The sequence below is a fragment of the Amycolatopsis sp. NBC_00438 genome (assembly GCF_036026695.1).
In the GTDB taxonomy this organism is placed as follows: Bacteria; Actinomycetota; Actinomycetes; order Mycobacteriales; family Pseudonocardiaceae; genus Amycolatopsis.
This window is the reverse complement of sequence record NZ_CP107923.1, coordinates 9609709-9624877: the sequence shown is the minus strand read 5'-3', so window position 1 is coordinate 9624877 and position 15169 is coordinate 9609709. Positions and strand designations below refer to the sequence as shown.

At 71.2% G+C, this 15169-nt stretch carries 14 protein-coding genes; 6 read left to right on the top strand and 8 right to left on the bottom strand.

Annotated features, from left to right (window positions below; translation table 11 throughout):
* The first annotated feature begins 19 nt into the window (after window positions 1-19).
* The 4 genes from rsgA to OG494_RS44450 all read left to right on the top strand — a co-directional run bounded on the left by rsgA (window position 20) and on the right by OG494_RS44450 (window position 3790).
* On the top strand, window positions 20-1042 hold the full coding sequence (gene rsgA, locus OG494_RS44465) for a ribosome small subunit-dependent GTPase A (protein ID WP_328449242.1): 1023 nt from the start codon (window positions 20-22) through the stop codon (window positions 1040-1042).
* A gap of 101 nt (window positions 1043-1143) precedes the next feature.
* Window positions 1144-2040 (top strand): hypothetical protein, encoded by an 897-nt coding sequence (locus OG494_RS44460; protein ID WP_328449241.1) that lies wholly within the window; start codon window positions 1144-1146, stop codon window positions 2038-2040.
* A 70-nt stretch (window positions 2041-2110) separates the two neighbouring features.
* Window positions 2111-2875: a hypothetical protein gene (locus OG494_RS44455; RefSeq protein ID WP_328449239.1), complete on the top strand. Its 765-nt coding sequence runs from the start codon at window positions 2111-2113 to the stop codon at window positions 2873-2875.
* Window positions 2876-2926: 51 nt separating this feature from the next.
* Window positions 2927-3790 carry an NAD-dependent epimerase/dehydratase family protein gene (locus OG494_RS44450; protein ID WP_328449237.1) on the top strand — a complete coding sequence of 288 codons (864 nt, stop codon included), beginning with the start codon at window positions 2927-2929 and terminating at the stop codon, window positions 3788-3790.
* Window positions 3791-4186: 396 nt separating this feature from the next.
* Here the strand turns inward: OG494_RS44450 and OG494_RS44445 are convergent, their stop codons facing one another.
* Together OG494_RS44445 and OG494_RS44440 are read right to left on the bottom strand one after the other, a co-directional pair.
* The gene (locus OG494_RS44445) at window positions 4187-4678 is read right to left on the bottom strand and encodes a DUF6912 family protein (RefSeq protein ID WP_328449236.1); all 492 of its coding nucleotides are present in this window, start codon (window positions 4676-4678) and stop codon (window positions 4187-4189) included.
* Entirely contained in the window at window positions 4675-6081 is a 1407-nt protein-coding gene (locus OG494_RS44440; protein WP_328449235.1) for a WS/DGAT/MGAT family O-acyltransferase, read from the bottom strand. Before OG494_RS44440 ends, OG494_RS44445 begins: the two co-directional genes overlap by 4 nt.
* Window positions 6082-6115: 34 nt before the next feature.
* Between OG494_RS44440 and OG494_RS44435 the strand changes: the two genes are divergently transcribed.
* Window positions 6116-6877 (top strand): TrmH family RNA methyltransferase, encoded by a 762-nt coding sequence (locus OG494_RS44435; protein ID WP_328449234.1) that lies wholly within the window; start codon window positions 6116-6118, stop codon window positions 6875-6877.
* Between the two features lie 4 nt (window positions 6878-6881).
* On the opposite strand, the gene OG494_RS44430 is transcribed toward OG494_RS44435, so the two are convergent.
* The gene (locus OG494_RS44430) at window positions 6882-7256 is read right to left on the bottom strand and encodes an HAD-IA family hydrolase (protein WP_328459210.1); all 375 of its coding nucleotides are present in this window, start codon (window positions 7254-7256) and stop codon (window positions 6882-6884) included.
* 211 nt (window positions 7257-7467) lie between these two features.
* Here OG494_RS44430 and OG494_RS44425 point away from each other — a divergent pair, with 211 nt between their 5' ends.
* Entirely contained in the window at window positions 7468-7929 is a 462-nt protein-coding gene (locus tag OG494_RS44425) for an Rv3235 family protein (RefSeq protein WP_328449233.1), read from the top strand.
* A gap of 102 nt (window positions 7930-8031) precedes the next feature.
* Here the strand turns inward: OG494_RS44425 and OG494_RS44420 are convergent, their stop codons facing one another.
* From OG494_RS44420 to OG494_RS44400, 5 genes are all read right to left on the bottom strand, one after another.
* Window positions 8032-9231, bottom strand: a complete 1200-nt coding sequence (locus OG494_RS44420) for a cytochrome P450 (protein ID WP_328449231.1) — start codon at window positions 9229-9231, stop codon at window positions 8032-8034.
* 81 nt (window positions 9232-9312) lie between these two features.
* The gene (gene secA, locus OG494_RS44415) at window positions 9313-12198 is read right to left on the bottom strand and encodes a preprotein translocase subunit SecA (RefSeq protein WP_328449229.1); all 2886 of its coding nucleotides are present in this window, start codon (window positions 12196-12198) and stop codon (window positions 9313-9315) included.
* 206 nt (window positions 12199-12404) lie between these two features.
* Window positions 12405-13091 carry a ribosome hibernation-promoting factor, HPF/YfiA family gene (hpf, locus tag OG494_RS44410; RefSeq protein WP_328449227.1) on the bottom strand — a complete coding sequence of 229 codons (687 nt, stop codon included), beginning with the start codon at window positions 13089-13091 and terminating at the stop codon, window positions 12405-12407.
* 1076 nt (window positions 13092-14167) lie between these two features.
* The gene (locus OG494_RS44405) at window positions 14168-14419 is read right to left on the bottom strand and encodes a hypothetical protein (protein WP_328449225.1); all 252 of its coding nucleotides are present in this window, start codon (window positions 14417-14419) and stop codon (window positions 14168-14170) included.
* A gap of 416 nt (window positions 14420-14835) precedes the next feature.
* Window positions 14836-15045, bottom strand: a complete 210-nt coding sequence (locus OG494_RS44400; RefSeq protein ID WP_328449223.1) for a hypothetical protein — start codon at window positions 15043-15045, stop codon at window positions 14836-14838.
* Window positions 15046-15169 lie beyond the last annotated feature (124 nt).

Here is a 15169-nt window from a genome sequence, read left to right as displayed (position 1 = left end):
TGCACAGGAGGCGGACGGTTTGACGCGGAACGACTGGAGCAAGCTGGACGAGTCCGACGTCCGCGTCCGCCCCGGCAAGGGCACCCGGCCCCGCAGCAAGCGCCGTCCCGAGCACGCCGACGCCGTCTCCGCGATGGTCATCGGCAAGGACCGCGGGCGCTGGACCTGCGCGATCGAGGCCGATCCCGGCCGGGTGATCACCACGATGCGCGCCCGCGAGATGGGCCGCACGCCGGTGGTGGTCGGCGACCGGGTCGGGGTGGTCGGCGACGTCTCCGGCAAGCCCGACACCCTCGCGCGCATCATCCGCGTCGACGAGCGCACCAGCTCCCTGCTGCGCACGGCCGACGACACCGACCCGTTCGAGCGGCTGGTCGTCGCCAACGCCGAGCGCCTGCTGATCGTCACCGCGCTGGCCGACCCGCCGCCGCGGACCGGGTTCATCGACCGCTGCATCGTCGCCTGCTACGCGGGTGGCGTCGAGCCGGTGCTGTGCCTGACGAAGGCCGACCTGGCCAGCCCGGACGAGCTCCTCGCGGGATACGCGGGCCTCGACATCCCGGCGATCGTCTCCCGTCACGACGAAACTCCCGAAGGCCTCGCCGGGATGCTGAAAGACCGCGTGACGGCGCTGGTCGGGCACTCCGGCGTCGGCAAGTCCACCCTGGTCAACCGCTTGGTCCCGGACGCCGACCTGGCCGTGGGCGTGGTGAGCGGGGTCGGGAAGGGGCGGCACACGTCCGTCGCCGCGGTGGCGCTGCCGCTGCCGGACGGCGGCTGGGTGATCGACACCCCGGGCGTCCGGTCGTTCGGGCTGGCCCACGTGACCGCGGACGACATCGTCGACGCCTTCGAGGAGTTCGCCGCGGCCGCCGAGGAGTGCCCGTCGGGCTGCGGGCACCTCGGGCCGCCGGAGGATCCGGACTGCGCGCTCGACGACGTCGTCACCGACGGCCAGGCCGGGGCCGAGCGGCTCGCGTCCCTGCGGCGCCTGCTGGCCTCGCGCGGCGGTCTCGATGTGACGCGCCCCACGGAATCCTGAGACAACCGGGAACCGGCTCCGCATCGTCATCGTCACATCGGTAACCAATCACCCGATCAGGCGATATGCCGAGCGGAAGATCCGACTCTGAGGGGATTCGAATGCGCAAGACCACCCTGGTCGCCGCGGGCGCCGCACTGGTGCTCACGCTGACGGCGTGCAGCGGCAACTCCGCCACCGGCACGGCCCAGCCCGCCGGCGCGGGCAGCCAGTCCCAAGCCGACGGCGGCAGCGGCCTCGCCTCGCCGTTCACCGACGCCATCCAGCTGGCCTCGGCGTCCAAGCAGGGCACCGCGAAGTCGAAGTCGGCGAAGTTCACCATGGAGGGCTCCGCCGCGGGCCAGACCGTGAACGCGACCGGCGCGATGGCCATGGACGGCGCGAACACCAAGTTCTCGATGACCAGCACCGCGGCCGGCGAGACCACCGAGATGCGCATGGTCGACAAGGTCATGTACATCAAGCTGCCCGCCGAGCAGCGGAAGCAGATGGGCACCGACAAGTCGTGGGCCAAGATCTCGGCCGACGGCACCGACCCGATCTCGCAGGCGATGGGGAGCGCGCTGTCGCAGTCGGCGGAGCAGAGTGACCCGAGCAAGATCCTGGAGCAGGTGTCCAAGGCCGGCCGGATCATCTCGTCCGACCAGACCGAGCTGAACGGCCAGCAGGTCAACCACTACAAGGTCGAGCTCGACGTCGCCAAGTCGGTCGAGCAGTTCACCGACCAGGTCCCGGCCGCGGCCCGCGACAAGCTCACCGAGATGCTCAAGGGCAAGGACATCAAGATCCCGGCCGAGCTGTGGCTGGACAAGGACAACCTGCCGGTGCAGGTCACCATGGACCAGGGCCCGATGATGCAGGCCCTGGGCGCGCCCGGCGCGGGCGACTCGAAGTTCACGATGAAGTACAGCGACTGGGGCACCACCGTCGACGTGGCGGCCCCGCCGGCCGACCAGGTCGTCGACCTCGGCGAGCTGATGAAGAACGGTGGCCGCTGACCAGCAGCGACTGTGCGTAGCAGCGGCTCCCCCGAACGGGTTCGGGGGAGCCGCTGTGTTTGTGTGTGCCATGCGCAAAGCCGCCGTCGTGCTGCTGCTCGCCCTGCTCGCCGGTGCGTGCTCCCCCGCCTCGCCACCACCGGCGTTCGGTGACGCGCGAGCACTGGCCGACGCCGCGACGGCGGCCACCACGAGCGGCGGGTCGGCGAAGTTCGCCACGGACGTCGCCGTCGGCTCGGTCCGGTCGAAGGGCCAGGGCCAGGCGCGGTTCGGCGCCGGCGGGACGTCCCAGGTGCTGACGACCGACTTCATCGGCGAGCCGATGGAGCTGCGGCTGGTGGCCGGGAAGCTGTACGCGAAGGTGCCGGAGGGCTCCCGCGACCAGGTCGGCAGCGGGAAGCCGTGGGTCGAGGTGGCCCCGGACGGCACCGACCCGTTCTCGCAGGTGCTCGGCGGCAGCCTCGGGCAGCTGGCGGCGCAGAACGATCCGGCGCACACGCTGGGCGAGGTTCGTACGGCGGGCACGATCGTCTCGGCCGAGCGCACCGACCTCGGCGGGACCGGCGCGGAGCACTACCGCGTCGACCTCGACCTGGCGAAGCTCGGCGCCGACCTGCCCGCGGGCCTCTCCGCGGACGAGGTGGGGCAGCTGGGCGGCAAGTTCCCGGTCGAGCTCTGGCTCGACGACGCGCACCGGCCGCTGCAGATCGTGTTCGACCTGTCGCCGATCCTGCCGGGCTCGGGCGCGAAGATCACCACCCGCTACACGGAGTGGGGCGGGCCGGTCGACGTCCAGGCGCCGCCGCCGGACCAGGTGGGGACGCTCACACCGTAGTCACGTTCTCCGCGGCCGCCTCGTCCACGCGTGGACGAAGGGAGTCAGGACATGCGGGTGATGGTGATCGGGGCGACGGGCGTGCTGGGCGTCCCGGCGGTGGCGCGGCTGCTGGAGGCCGGCCACGAGGTGAGCGGGCTGGCCCGCACCGCGGACCGGGTGACTGCGGTCGAGGCGACGGGCGCGAAGCCGGTCGTCGGCGACCTGTTCGACGCGGCGTCGCTGGCCACGGCGCTGCGAGGGCACGACGCGGTCGTCAACCTGGCGACGCGCATCCCGGGCCCGCGCGAGATGACGCGCAAGGCGGCCTGGGCGCCGAACGACCGCGTCCGGCTGCAGGGCAGCGCGTCGCTGGCGGCGGCGGTCCGCCGCGTGGACGAGCTGCGCACCGTGGTCCAGGAGGGCATCTCGTTCGTCTACGCGGACGGCGGCGACCACGAACTGGACGAGGACGCGCCGGTGCGCCCCCGAGGTGTGACGGCGTCTTCGGTGCGGGCGCACGCGAACGTGGCCGAGCTGGAGGCCTCGGGGCGGACGGTGATCCGCCTGCGCATCGCGAACCTGGTGGGCGGCGACGCCGTCATGCCCCCGATGGTCCTCGGAGCACGCAAGGACTGGGCAACGGCGATCCACCCGCTGGACGCGGCGGCAGGTGCGGTGGCTTCGCTGGAGGCGCCCTCGGGGGTCTACAACGTGGGTGCGACGCCGGTGACCAAGGAGCAGCTGGGCCAGGCGCTGGCCGACGCAGCGGGGGTCCGGAAAGCGCGGGTGGTGCCGAAGTGGCTGGCGTCGCGGCTGTCGCTGGCGGAGCCGATGGCCCGCTCGCAGCGGGTGGTGTCACGGAAGCTCGCGGAGGCGACCGGCTGGCGGTGCGAGCTGCCGGTGCCGGGCCCGGAGTGGTTCGGGACGCGCTGAGGGGTGCCGGCTGTTCCGGTCGACGTGGTGGCCGTTCTCGCCCTCGTCGCGCCCCGCTCGGATGGCGACTTCGCGGGGCAACGGCCAGCACACCGGCTGGGGCAGCTGACCTGCAAGCCACGCCGAGCCCGAAAGCCGTGAAGGCCTCCTTCACGGCTTTCCGGGCGCGAGCGGGAAGGCATGGGTACCGAATCCGACTTCGCCGGCGCCCGGACTGATTCGAGACGCGCTGAAGGTTTCGGGCCTGGGCCGGAAAAGACCGGCCCCCGCCCTGTCCCTGGGGGGCGTGCCCAGCTCCAGTCTACCGGCCACCCCCGACCGAAACCCCTGATCAGCCCGCCAGGGCCGAAGTTGTCCACATGCACACAAGCCTGTGGACAACTCGCGTCGGGAGGGTCAGAGCAGCTCCAGCAGGAACGGCAGTTCCTGCGGCGCGTACCAAGCCAGTTCGTGATCCTCCGCGTCGCCGAGGATGAACTCCGCATCCAGGTCTCCGAGGTCGGCCGCGTCGATCACCCCGGCCGCCGCCGAGACCGCGTCCGCCGCTTCCGGGCTGTCCACGTGGACCGCCGCCACCGCGGACAGCGGGATCGGGCCGCCGATGCGGACCACCGGAGCGTCCAGGTCGGGGCGCAGGGTGATGCCCTCGACGTCCGCCGACACCACCACCCGGCGGGGTTCGCCCTTCTCCTCCGCCGCGATCAGGCGCAGCGAGGCGCGGGCCGCGTCGAGGAGCGCCGCGTACTCGAGCTCCTCGTCCGATCCGCTCACGTACGCCTCGCGCAGCGCCGGGGTCAGCGCGAACGCCGTCCCGTTGCGCGCCCGGAACTCCCCCGACGATTCCAGGTCGCGAAGCATCGCGATGGTCGCAGGCAGATAGACCCTCACCAGTGCGCACCCTTCAGCTCTTCCAAGGATTCTTCGATCATCCCGGCCAGCAGGTCGACGTCGAACGCGGCCTTGCGGTCGCCGTTGAGTCCGAAGTAGACACCGCCGTGGTACGACGTCACCCCGATCGCCAGCGCCTGGGTGCGCATCAGCGGCATCACCGGGAACATCTCGACCAGTCTCGCCTCTCCCGCGTACATCGGCATCTGCGGGCCCGGCGAATTGGTCACCATGACGTTGAAGATCCGTCCGGACAACGACCCCGCCGCTCGCGCGCCGAGGGAATGCAGGGTAGCCGGGGCGAAGCCGCCGACCTTGAGCAGGCCGCGCGCGGCGACCGAGCGGCCCGAGTCGAGGTGCTCGGTCATCGCGTGGCCGATGTGCTGCAGCCGCAGCACCGGGTTCGGCTCGCCCACCGGCAGGTCGACCAGGTACGCGGCCACCTGGTTGCCGACCAGGGCCGGCGTCGAGTACTCCGCCGTCTCGGCGTCGCGCACCGCCATCGGGGCCAGCGCCCGCACCGTCGCGTCCGGGGTCAGCGTCTCCTCGCGCGACAGCAGCCACTCGCGCAACGCGCCGGTGATGGCCGCGAGGACGACGTCGTTGACCGTGCCGCCGTGCTCCGCGCGGATCTTCCGGAAGTCCTCGAGCCGCGTGCGGACCACCGAGAACACCCGCCCGCCGGACACCCGGACGTTCAGCGGCCCCGGCGGCGCCGGGTTGACCAGCGTGCGCAGCGCCGCCGCCATCCCGCCGACGGTCTCGGCGAACTTGCCGGCCGCCGCGGCCGCGTCGTTCGCCGCCGACCGGACGTTCTCCACGACCTCGCCCGGCCGCTGGACGCCTTCGCTGACCGCGTCGAGCACCAGCTGGGTGCGGCTCGGCTCGCGCCGCGGCGTCCAGATGTCCTCGAACGGCTCCGGCTCGGCCGGGGTCGGGTCGAGGATGAGCTGGCCGAGCTCGATCGTGCCGACACCGTCCACAACGGACTGGTGGGTCTTGGTGACCAGCGCGATCCGGTCGCCGGAGAGGCCCTCGATGAAGTACGCCTCCCAGAGCGGCCGCTCCGGCGCCAGCCGCCGCGACATCAGCCGCGCCACCAGGTCGAACAGCTGGTCGTCACTGCCCGGCTGGGGCAGCGCGGAGCGCCGGACGTGGTAGTTCAGGTCGAAGTCGACGTCGTCCACCCACACCGGCCGCGCCAGGTGCCCGGGCACCTCCGCCACGCGCTGCCGGTACCGCGGCAAGTACGCCAGCCGCGCCCCGACCAGGTCGAGCAGCTGCGCGTAGCTGAACCCGGAGCGCGGCCGTTCGAAGATCGCCACCCCGCCGACGTGCATCGGCGTCGCGTGGTCCTCGACGTAGAGGAACGAGGCGTCCAGCGCGGAAAGGCGGTCGGGCATGGGCCGATCCTTACACAATGCCAGACTGCCCGGTGTGGGTGATGACTCGACGATTTCGCCGAAGGACCGCTTCCTGACCGTGTACGGCCGCAAGCCGGTGCTCGAGGCGCTGGCAGACGACGGCCTGCGCGTGGACAAGGTGATCCTCGCCGACACCGCCCGCGGGCCGGGCGCGGCCGAGATCCAGCGCGCGGCGAAGGACGCGGGCGTGCCGGTGCAGCGCGCCAGCGCCCACCGGGTCAAGGTGCTCGCCGGCAACGGCAAGCAGGACCAGGGGGTGCTCGCCGACGTCGTCGCGCCGCGGATGCGCGCGCTGGCCACGGCGCTGGAGGACCGGCGGCCGCCGTCGCGGGTGCTGCTGCTGGACGGCATCACGACCCCGGCGAACGTCGGCATGATCCTGCGCACCGCGACCGCGGCCGGGCTCGACGGCGTGATCGTGCCGCGCCGCGGCGTCGCGGCGCTGGACCCGCTGGTGGTCAAGGCTTCGGCGGGCGTCGCGTTCCGCGCCCCGGTGCTGCGCTGCGGCTCGGCGCGCGAAGCGGCCGAAATGCTCACCGAAGCGGGCTACGGGCTCTACGCGCTGAACGCGTCCTCGGAGACCACATTGTTCGACGTAAACCTGACGCAGCGCGCGGCTTTTGTCCTCGGCGGCGAAACGGACGGCGTCGGCGCCGACGTCGGCGAGCTCGTCACGGAATGGGTGTCGATCCCGATGCCGGGCGACGTCGAGTCGCTCAATGTCTCGGCCGCCGCCGCGGTGCTTTCCTTCGAACTGGTCCGCCGCGCACGTTAAGCGTTCACTGATCGGGAAACAGCACCCCCAGTTCGACGAGCGTTTCCCCGACCGACCGGTGGTGCACCCCGACCATGCCGGCCTCGACGGCGCCGCGGATGTTCGCTGCGGAGTCGTCGACGAACGCACAGTGCACGGCGGGCAGGCCGAGCCGGTCCGCCGCGATCAGGTACACGGCCGGATCCGGTTTGGCCACCCCGACCTCGCCGGAGAACACCAGTGCGTCGAAATAGTCGAACATGGTTTTCTTGACCTGCTCCGACGCTCCCGGCGCGTTGGACAGCAGCGCGGTACGGATGCCCCGCTTGCGCGCGGTCATCAGATATTCGTAGAAGCGGTCAGCGTCCGGATCCGTGAGAACTCCGGCGAAATCGACCAATAACCCCTTCAGCACCCGGCACACCATAGCCGTGTGGCGGGGCGCTGTCTCTCAGAGCGCAACAATGCGATGTGCCCTTAGCGCACAGTCACCGGCGAAGCCATCGCTTCGGCGGTTCTCCCCCGAATCGTGCGATTCCTGACGCGATTCGGGCCTTCGCTCCCTCTAAGCCTGCGGATGCGGCGAAATGCCGAGTCCGGGAGGGGAGGAAATGTCCGAGGAACATCGCCTGAGAACGCTGATCCGCTACGAGGCGCCCCGCCGGGCCGAACGGCTCGCGGCCGTGACGCCGGAAGAGCCCCGCCGGGCCGGCGCGCGCGGGCCGGCGTCGAGGCAGCTCGAGGCGTCCGAAGTGGGCCACCTGCTGAACATGCTGCTGGAGGCCTACGACGGACGTCGCCCGGTGCCGCAGATCCGCGGCCTGGTGGCCCCGGAGGTGTACGCGGGCCTCAGCGGGCCACGCCTGCCGCAACCGCGGCACCGGACGCACAGTGTCCACACGTGCAACCCGGTGGCGGGCGTGATCGAGGCGTGCGCCCGTGTGGAGGCCGACGGCCGGTCGTTCGCGCTGGCGGCCCGCTTCACCCGCGCCGCGACGGGGTGGCAGTGCGTGCGTTTCGCGCTGCTGAAACCCCAGCGGCTCGACCGGCGTCCCCAGCGGGCCGCGGCGTGAGGCGGGCGGGCGCGGCCCGGGCCCCGCCGCGACCGTCCCAGCGCGACGGTCGCAGGTAGACGGTCGTGAGTGGTGATCCGGGTGCCGGCCCCCCTTCGCCACTCACGACCGGACCGGCAGCGCCGACAGGCCGCGCAGCGTGGTCGTCGGGTTCCAGGCCGGGGTGCCGTCCAGCGCCAGGTCCGGGCGGCGGCGGGCCAGCTCGCGGAAGACGATGCGGCCTTCGAGCCGGGCCAGGGGCGCGCCGAGGCAGAAGTGGATGCCCTGGCCGAACGCCAGGTGCCTGCCCGGCGCCCGGCCCGGGTCGAACGTCTCCGGGCCGCTCGCGGGGTCGCGGTTGGCCGCGCCGATCAGGACGATCACCTGGCTGCCCGCCGGGACCGGCAACGAGCCGAGCGTCGTGTCGCGCACCGCGGTCCGCGCGGTCAGCTGGACCGGCGAGTCGTAGCGCAGCACTTCTTCGACCACCCGATCGGACGCCTCCGCGGCGGGGCGCAGGCCGTCGTGGCGGAGCAGCGCCAGCACGCCGTTGCCGATCAGGTTCGTCGTCGTCTCGTGCCCGGCGATCAGCAGGAGGGTGAGCGTCACCAGGAGTTCGCCCTCGCTGAGCGCGTCACCCGCGTCGGACACCGCCACCAGCGCGGACAGCAGGTCCTCGCCCGGCTCGCGCCGCCGTTTCGCGGCGAGTTCGCGGAAGTAGCCGACGAACGACCGGCGCGCGCGGACCGCCGGTTCGACCGTCCCGGGGCTTTGCAGGAACGGCGGATCCAGCGCCCGCGCCATCGCGTGCGACCACTCCGCGAACTGCTCGCGGTCGTCCAGCGGGACGCCGAGCAGTTCGGCGATCACCTCGACCGGCAACGGCTTCGCGAGCGTCGTCATGAGGTCGAATTCGCGTGGCGCGCGGTCGATCAGGTCCGCGGTGAGCGTTTCGATCCGCGGCGCCAGCTGCTCGACCATCCGCGGCGTGAACGCCTTCGCCACCAGCCGCCGCAACCGCGTGTGGTCGGGCGGGTTCAGCGACAGGAACGCCCGGACCACGCGTCCTGACTCGTCGACCGGCTGGTCCGGCCGCCGGTCCGCCGGGTCCAGGTACTCGGGTTCGGGGTGCCCGAACGCCGGGTCGCGCAGCACCTGTGTGGCTTCCGCGATGCCGCTGACGGCGAACATCCGCTCGGCCAGGACCGCGACCGGCCGGCGTTCCCGCCACCGCCGGTAGTGCGGGTAGGGATCGGGCCGCCGATCGGCGGCGAACAACGCGAAGAACTCCTGCGGATCGGCCACCGCCGACAACGTCGTCACGAACTTCCCCCGTCCACGAAACCGGGGCGCGTGGAAGACAGCTCCACGCGCCCCGTTCTCGGCTCACATCAGCGGCTCACGTCAGCGACGCGGGCCCTTCTTGCCCTTCTTGGCCGCGTCACGCTGGGCGGCCCGGCGGTCCCGGCGGGTGGCGCCGCTGCCGCCCGTGGAGTCGCCCGCTTCCTCGGCGTGCGCCTCGACCTCGCCGTCCTCACCCGGGCCGGACAACGTCAGCCCCGACTGCTGGCTGTTGCCGCCGAGGCCCTTGCCGCGCAGCGCGGCCGGGACGGACTCGGTGTCGGTCGTCGGCGGCTGCGGCGGCGCCGGCCGCGCGTGGCGGCCCTCCGGCACGGCCTGGCCGTTGCCGGTGCCGACGCCCGCCGGCAGCGCGGCGGCGTCCTCGGCGGGCGGCGCTTCGGCCCGCTCGACCTGCAGGTTGAACAGGAAGCCGACAGCCTCCTCCTTCAACGAGTCGAGCATCGCGCGGAACATGTCGAAGCCCTCGCGCTGGTACTCGATCAGCGGGTCGCGCTGCGCGAGCGCCCGCATGCCGATGCCCTGCTTGAGGTAGTCCATCTCGTAGAGGTGCTCACGCCACTTGCGGTCGAGGACCGTCAGCATGACCTGGCCCTCCAGGGTCCGCATGCCTTCCGGGCCGACGAGCGCGTTGATCTCCGCTTCGCGCTTGTCGTAGGCGTCGCGGGCGTCCTGCACCAGCGCCTCGCGCAGCGTGCTCGCGTCGAGGTCACCGTCCTCCAGCAGGTCGTCCCAGTCGAGGCTGACCGGGTACAGCGTCTTCAGCGCCGTCCACAGCTTCTCGTGGTCCCAGTCCTCGGCGTAACCGTTCGCCGTCGCGCCGTCCACGTAGGCGTTGACGACGTCGACGAGCATGCCCTCGATCTGGTCGCGCAGGCTCTCGCCGGCCAGGACGCGGTGGCGCTCGGCGTAGATCACCTTGCGCTGCTCGTTCATGACCTCGTCGTACTTGAGGACGTCCTTGCGCTGCTCCATGTTGATCTGCTCGACCTGGGTCTGCGCGCTCTTGATGGCCTTGGAGACCATCTTGTGCTCGATCGGCACGTCGTCGGGCAGCCGCATGGTGGTCATGACGCGCTCGACCATGGTCGCGTTGAAGCGGCGCATGAGCTCGTCACCGAGCGACAGGTAGAAGCGGGACTCGCCCGGGTCACCCTGCCGGCCGGACCGGCCGCGGAGCTGGTTGTCGATGCGGCGCGACTCGTGCCGCTCGGTGCCCAGGACGTACAGGCCGCCCGCGTCGCGGACCATCTCGGCCTCGGCCTTCGACTCTTCCTTGACCTTCTCGAGGATGGCCGGCCAGGCGGCTTCGTACTCCTCGGAGTGCTCGACCGGGTCCAGGCCCTGCTCGCGCAGCACGTGGTCGGCGATCAGGTCGGGGTTGCCACCCAGCACGATGTCGGTGCCGCGGCCCGCCATGTTCGTGGCGACCGTGACGGCGCCCTTCTGGCCGGCGCGGGCGACGATCAGCGCCTCACGATCGTGGTGCTTCGCGTTCAGCACCTCGTGCGGCACGCTCAGCTTCACCAGCAGCTTCGACAGGCGCTCGGACTTCTCGACGCTGGTCGTGCCGACCAGGACCGGCTGGCCCTTCTCGTGCCGCTCGGCGATGTCCTCGGCGACCGCCTCGTACTTCGCCTCTTCGGTCTTGTAGATCAGGTCCGGCTGGTCGGCGCGGACCATCGGCCGGTTCGTCGGGATCGGCACCACGCCCAGCTTGTAGGTCTGGTGGAACTCGGCGGCCTCGGTCTCGGCCGTACCGGTCATGCCCGAAAGCTTGCCGTAGAGCCGGAAGTAGTTCTGCAGCGTGATCGTGGCGAGGGTCTGGTTCTCGGCTTTGATCTCGACCTTTTCCTTGGCCTCGATCGCCTGGTGCATGCCCTCGTTGTAACGGCGGCCGTGCAGCACGCGGCCGGTGAACTCGTCGACGATCGCGACTTCACCGTTGCGGACGATGTAGTCCTTGTCGCGGTGGAAGAGCTCCTGGACCTTCAGCGCGTTGTTCAGGTAGCCGACCAGCGGGGTGTTCGCGGCCTCGTACAGGTTTTCGATACCGAGCTGGTCCTCGACGAACCGGACGCCCTTCTCGGTGACGGCCACCGTGCGCTTCCGGACGTCGACCTCGTAGTGGTACTTCGAGTTGATCAGGTTCGTCTTCTCGACCCGCTCGCGCGACCCCATCGTGGTGGTGTCGATGCCGTTCATCAGCGGGGCGAGCCGCGCGAACTCGACGTACCAGCGCGACGACTGGTCCGCCGGGCCCGAGATGATCAGCGGCGTCCGCGCCTCGTCGATGAGGATCGAGTCCACCTCGTCGACGATGGCGAAGTTGTGCCCGCGCTGGACGCAGTCGTCCAGGCTCCACGCCATGTTGTCGCGCAGGTAGTCGAAGCCGAACTCGTTGTTCGTGCCGTAGGTGACGTCGGCGTTGTACTGGCTGCGCCGGACGTCCGGCTGCTGCTCCGACAGGATGACGCCGACCTCGAGCCCGAGGAAGCGGTGGATGCGGCCCATCCACTCCGAGTCGCGCTTGGCCAGGTAGTCGTTCGTCGTGACGACGTGCACGCCCTTGCCGGGGATGGCGTTGAGGTACGCCGCGAGGACGCAGGTCAGGGTCTTGCCCTCACCGGTCTTCATCTCGGCGACCTGGCCCAGGTGCAGGGCGGCACCGCCCATCAGCTGGACGTCGAAGTGCCGCTGGCCGAGCACCCGCTTGGCCGCCTCCCGGGCGACCGAGAAGGCTTCCGGCAGCAGGTCGTCCAGGGACTCCCCGCCCGCGTGCCGCTTGCGGAACTCGTCCGTCTTGGCCCGCAGCTCGGCGTCGGTCAGGTCCTTGACGTCGTCTTCGAGGGTGTTGATGTGATCGGCGATGTTGCGCAGCCGCTTCACCATCTTGCCCTCGCCCGCGCGGAGCAGGCGGTTCAGCACCATCCGGTCGACCTCACTAGCTGATCATGAGCGCGCCCGGGCCGGTCCCGGACAGGTTCTCCCACGGCGGCGGCCGTGGGTCGGCGCCACCGTTCCACCCCATCGTAGGGAACCCGGGGCGTCGTGTGCACACGCCGTACGTCCTGACATGCGGATGGCCCGCACGCGGGCGCGTGCGGGCCATCGGCGGAGGCCTCCTTCGAGCCGGCTCAGCCGAGCCGGATCACGCCGTAGTCGAAGCCTTTCCGCCGGTAGACCACGCTGGGCCGGCCCGCGTCGGAGTCGTTGAAGAGGTAGAAATCGTGGCCGACCAGCTCCATCTCGTAGAGAGCCTGGTCCACCGTCATCGGATCAGCGGTGTGCTGCTTCTCGCGGACGACGCGGCCGGGCTGGTGGCCCAGGTCGTCGTCGGCCCAGCTCTGCTGCTGGGGCAGGGCGATCTCGTCGGCACTCGCGAAGCCGTTCGTGTGCGGTTCGGCTTCGGGTGCGTCCAACACCGCGGTACGCGCGGCGGGACTGGCGGCGGCCGGGGAGGTACCACCCGGCAGTACAGAGGTCGCTTCGGCGACCGATTCCGGTCGGCTGCGCCCGTAGTGCACGCGCCTCCGGTCGTGTGTCCTCCGCAGCCGGTTTTCCAGCTTGGTGACTGCGGAATCGAGCGCTGCGTAGAAGTCGGCGGCACACGCTTCAGCGCGTACGGCCGGGCCACGCCCCTTTCCGGTGATTTCGACGCGCTGGCAGCTCTTGGCCTGGCGCCGGTTGGGTTCGTGGAACAGCTCCACGTCGTACCGGATGACTTTCCTGTCGTAGCGCTCGAGGCGGGCCAGCTTTTCGCTGACGAGTGCCCGATAGTGCTCGGGCACCTCTACGTTGCGGCCCTTAACGACGATGTCCATACACGACCTCCCTCGCTGAGATGACTGCGAGCTGTTGAGTTCACACACGGCGCCGGTGTAGCGGGGACGGAAGCCCGGATCGCGGGCTGAGAAGGAACTCGGATCGGTTCACGACGTCTCGTGCCGGATGCCCGAGCGCGGACTCAGCGCACCTCCGGCGCCAGGGACATGGGCTCGTCACCTCCCTGCCTGCGGGGATTGCTGATAGCGGAGCACGTTAGCTTCCTCACGCCCGTTACAACAGCCCCCGAGCCGGGGGATGTCGGGGAATGAGACTCCGTCACCCCGCGCAGTGAGCGAGGGGTGAACACCAGAAAACACCCGCTGGTCGGACGCGCGCCGGTGGCCGTGGCATCACACGGACGGCGCACCACACCACCTGCACGGACGCCGAGGGTGACGGCCTTGTCCGGCACAGCCACCACTCCGGTGGAGTGGTTCGGCACCCGAGTGGCTTTGATCGACACCCTCATGCCCGGACAACGGCCGCGGGTCCGCTCGCGTTCCCGCCGGAAGTCACTCGTGTAGGTGACACCCCCGGTCACCCGGGCGCGCGGGGTGGTGGGGGTGGGTGCTTTCGGTGGCCGGCGATCTTGTGGTGTGGGTGGGGTTGGTGGGGCTCGGAGAGGCTGGTGTGACCAGGCGGAACCGCGGTTTGCAGGTGTTTGGGGCGTGGTTGGGGTTTCCGGTGCTGGGTCGGCGCGGTCCGGAGGTGCTGATTCGGGGATTCACCCGGCCGCGAAATGTCTTCGGAGATCGGTTTGGTGGCTCGCTTTCGCCGTTCATCTGCGCCAGGTTTGCCGGGGATGGGGTTTTTATGTCGCGGGGGCGGCCCGGTGACGGACCACGATCGAGCCCGCGATCGGGCCCGTGGTCGCCGTGGACTGTCGCGGCGGCGCCGTGCACAGATCGCGCCCGCGGTCGCTGCGGACTATCGCGGCGACGCCGTGCACATGTCGCGCCCGCGGTCCTCGGTCTTGGTGAACTTGCCGTTCGCGTCTTTGCCTCCATTCGGCAGGAGTTCCGGCGGCTGCCCAGGGTTGGGCGACTGACGCTGGGGCCGGTTCACCCGGTCCTCACCCGGCCGCGAGCAGGGTGAGGACAGCCGAGACCGCGATGCCCTCTGCGGCCAATACGCGCACGCATGCGGCCGCGGTGGCGCCGGTGGTCACGACGTCGTCCAGGACCACCACCGGGAATCCGGGTGGTGGGCGTCCGGCCTCTCGGAACCGGAGACGGCCGGCCAGGTTGGCGGCGCGTTGGGCGTGGCCGAGCCCGACTGCATCGCGGGCGCTTCCGGCCAGCTCCAGCGCTGGTGCGACGGCCACTTCGAAGCCGCGGGTGGACAAGACTTTCGCCGCGGCTTCGGCCAGACGCTCGACGTGGGGGCCACCGCGTACCCGGGATGCGGATGGCCGGCTCGGTGCCGGGACCAGGCAGATCTTGCGGGCTCCGGGAGGTGGGCCGCCGCTCTGGGCCAGGTCCGATGGCAGACCGAGGGATGCGGCGCGGGTCAGCCCTGGTGGCCGGTGCGCGAACACTGCGCTCCGGGCTTCGTCCGGCGGCTGCCGGACGGACGTGGTTCCAGCCGCGCCGGCCAGGCCTGGCCGGTGCGCGAAGGCCGGAGTGGCGCTCTGGACCGGAGCGGCGGTTCCGTCGGCACAGTCCGCCGGCCGGTACGCCAAAGCAGCGCTCTGGGACTGGCCTGGCGGCTGCCGAGCGGGCGCCGTTCCCGCTGCGTGGGCTAACCCGGCTTGGCCGAACGCTGGAGCATCGTCGGCAGCCCGAGGACGACCTGGCAACCGCCCAGCGGAAACCGTTCCCGCCGCGCGAGCCTGGCCGGGTTGCCCGAGCACGGGAGCATCGTCGGCACCCCGAGGACGACCTGACAACCGCCCAGCGGAAACCGTTCCCGCCGCGCGGACCAGGCCGGCTTGCCCGTACGCGACAGCATCGTCGGCAGTCCGAGGCCGGTCCGGCGGCTGCCGTGTGGAACCGGTTCCAGAACCCCGTTCCGCAAGCTGTGGAACAGATGCGGAAACGGTTCCGGCACCGGTTCCCCGTAGCGGCAACACGGC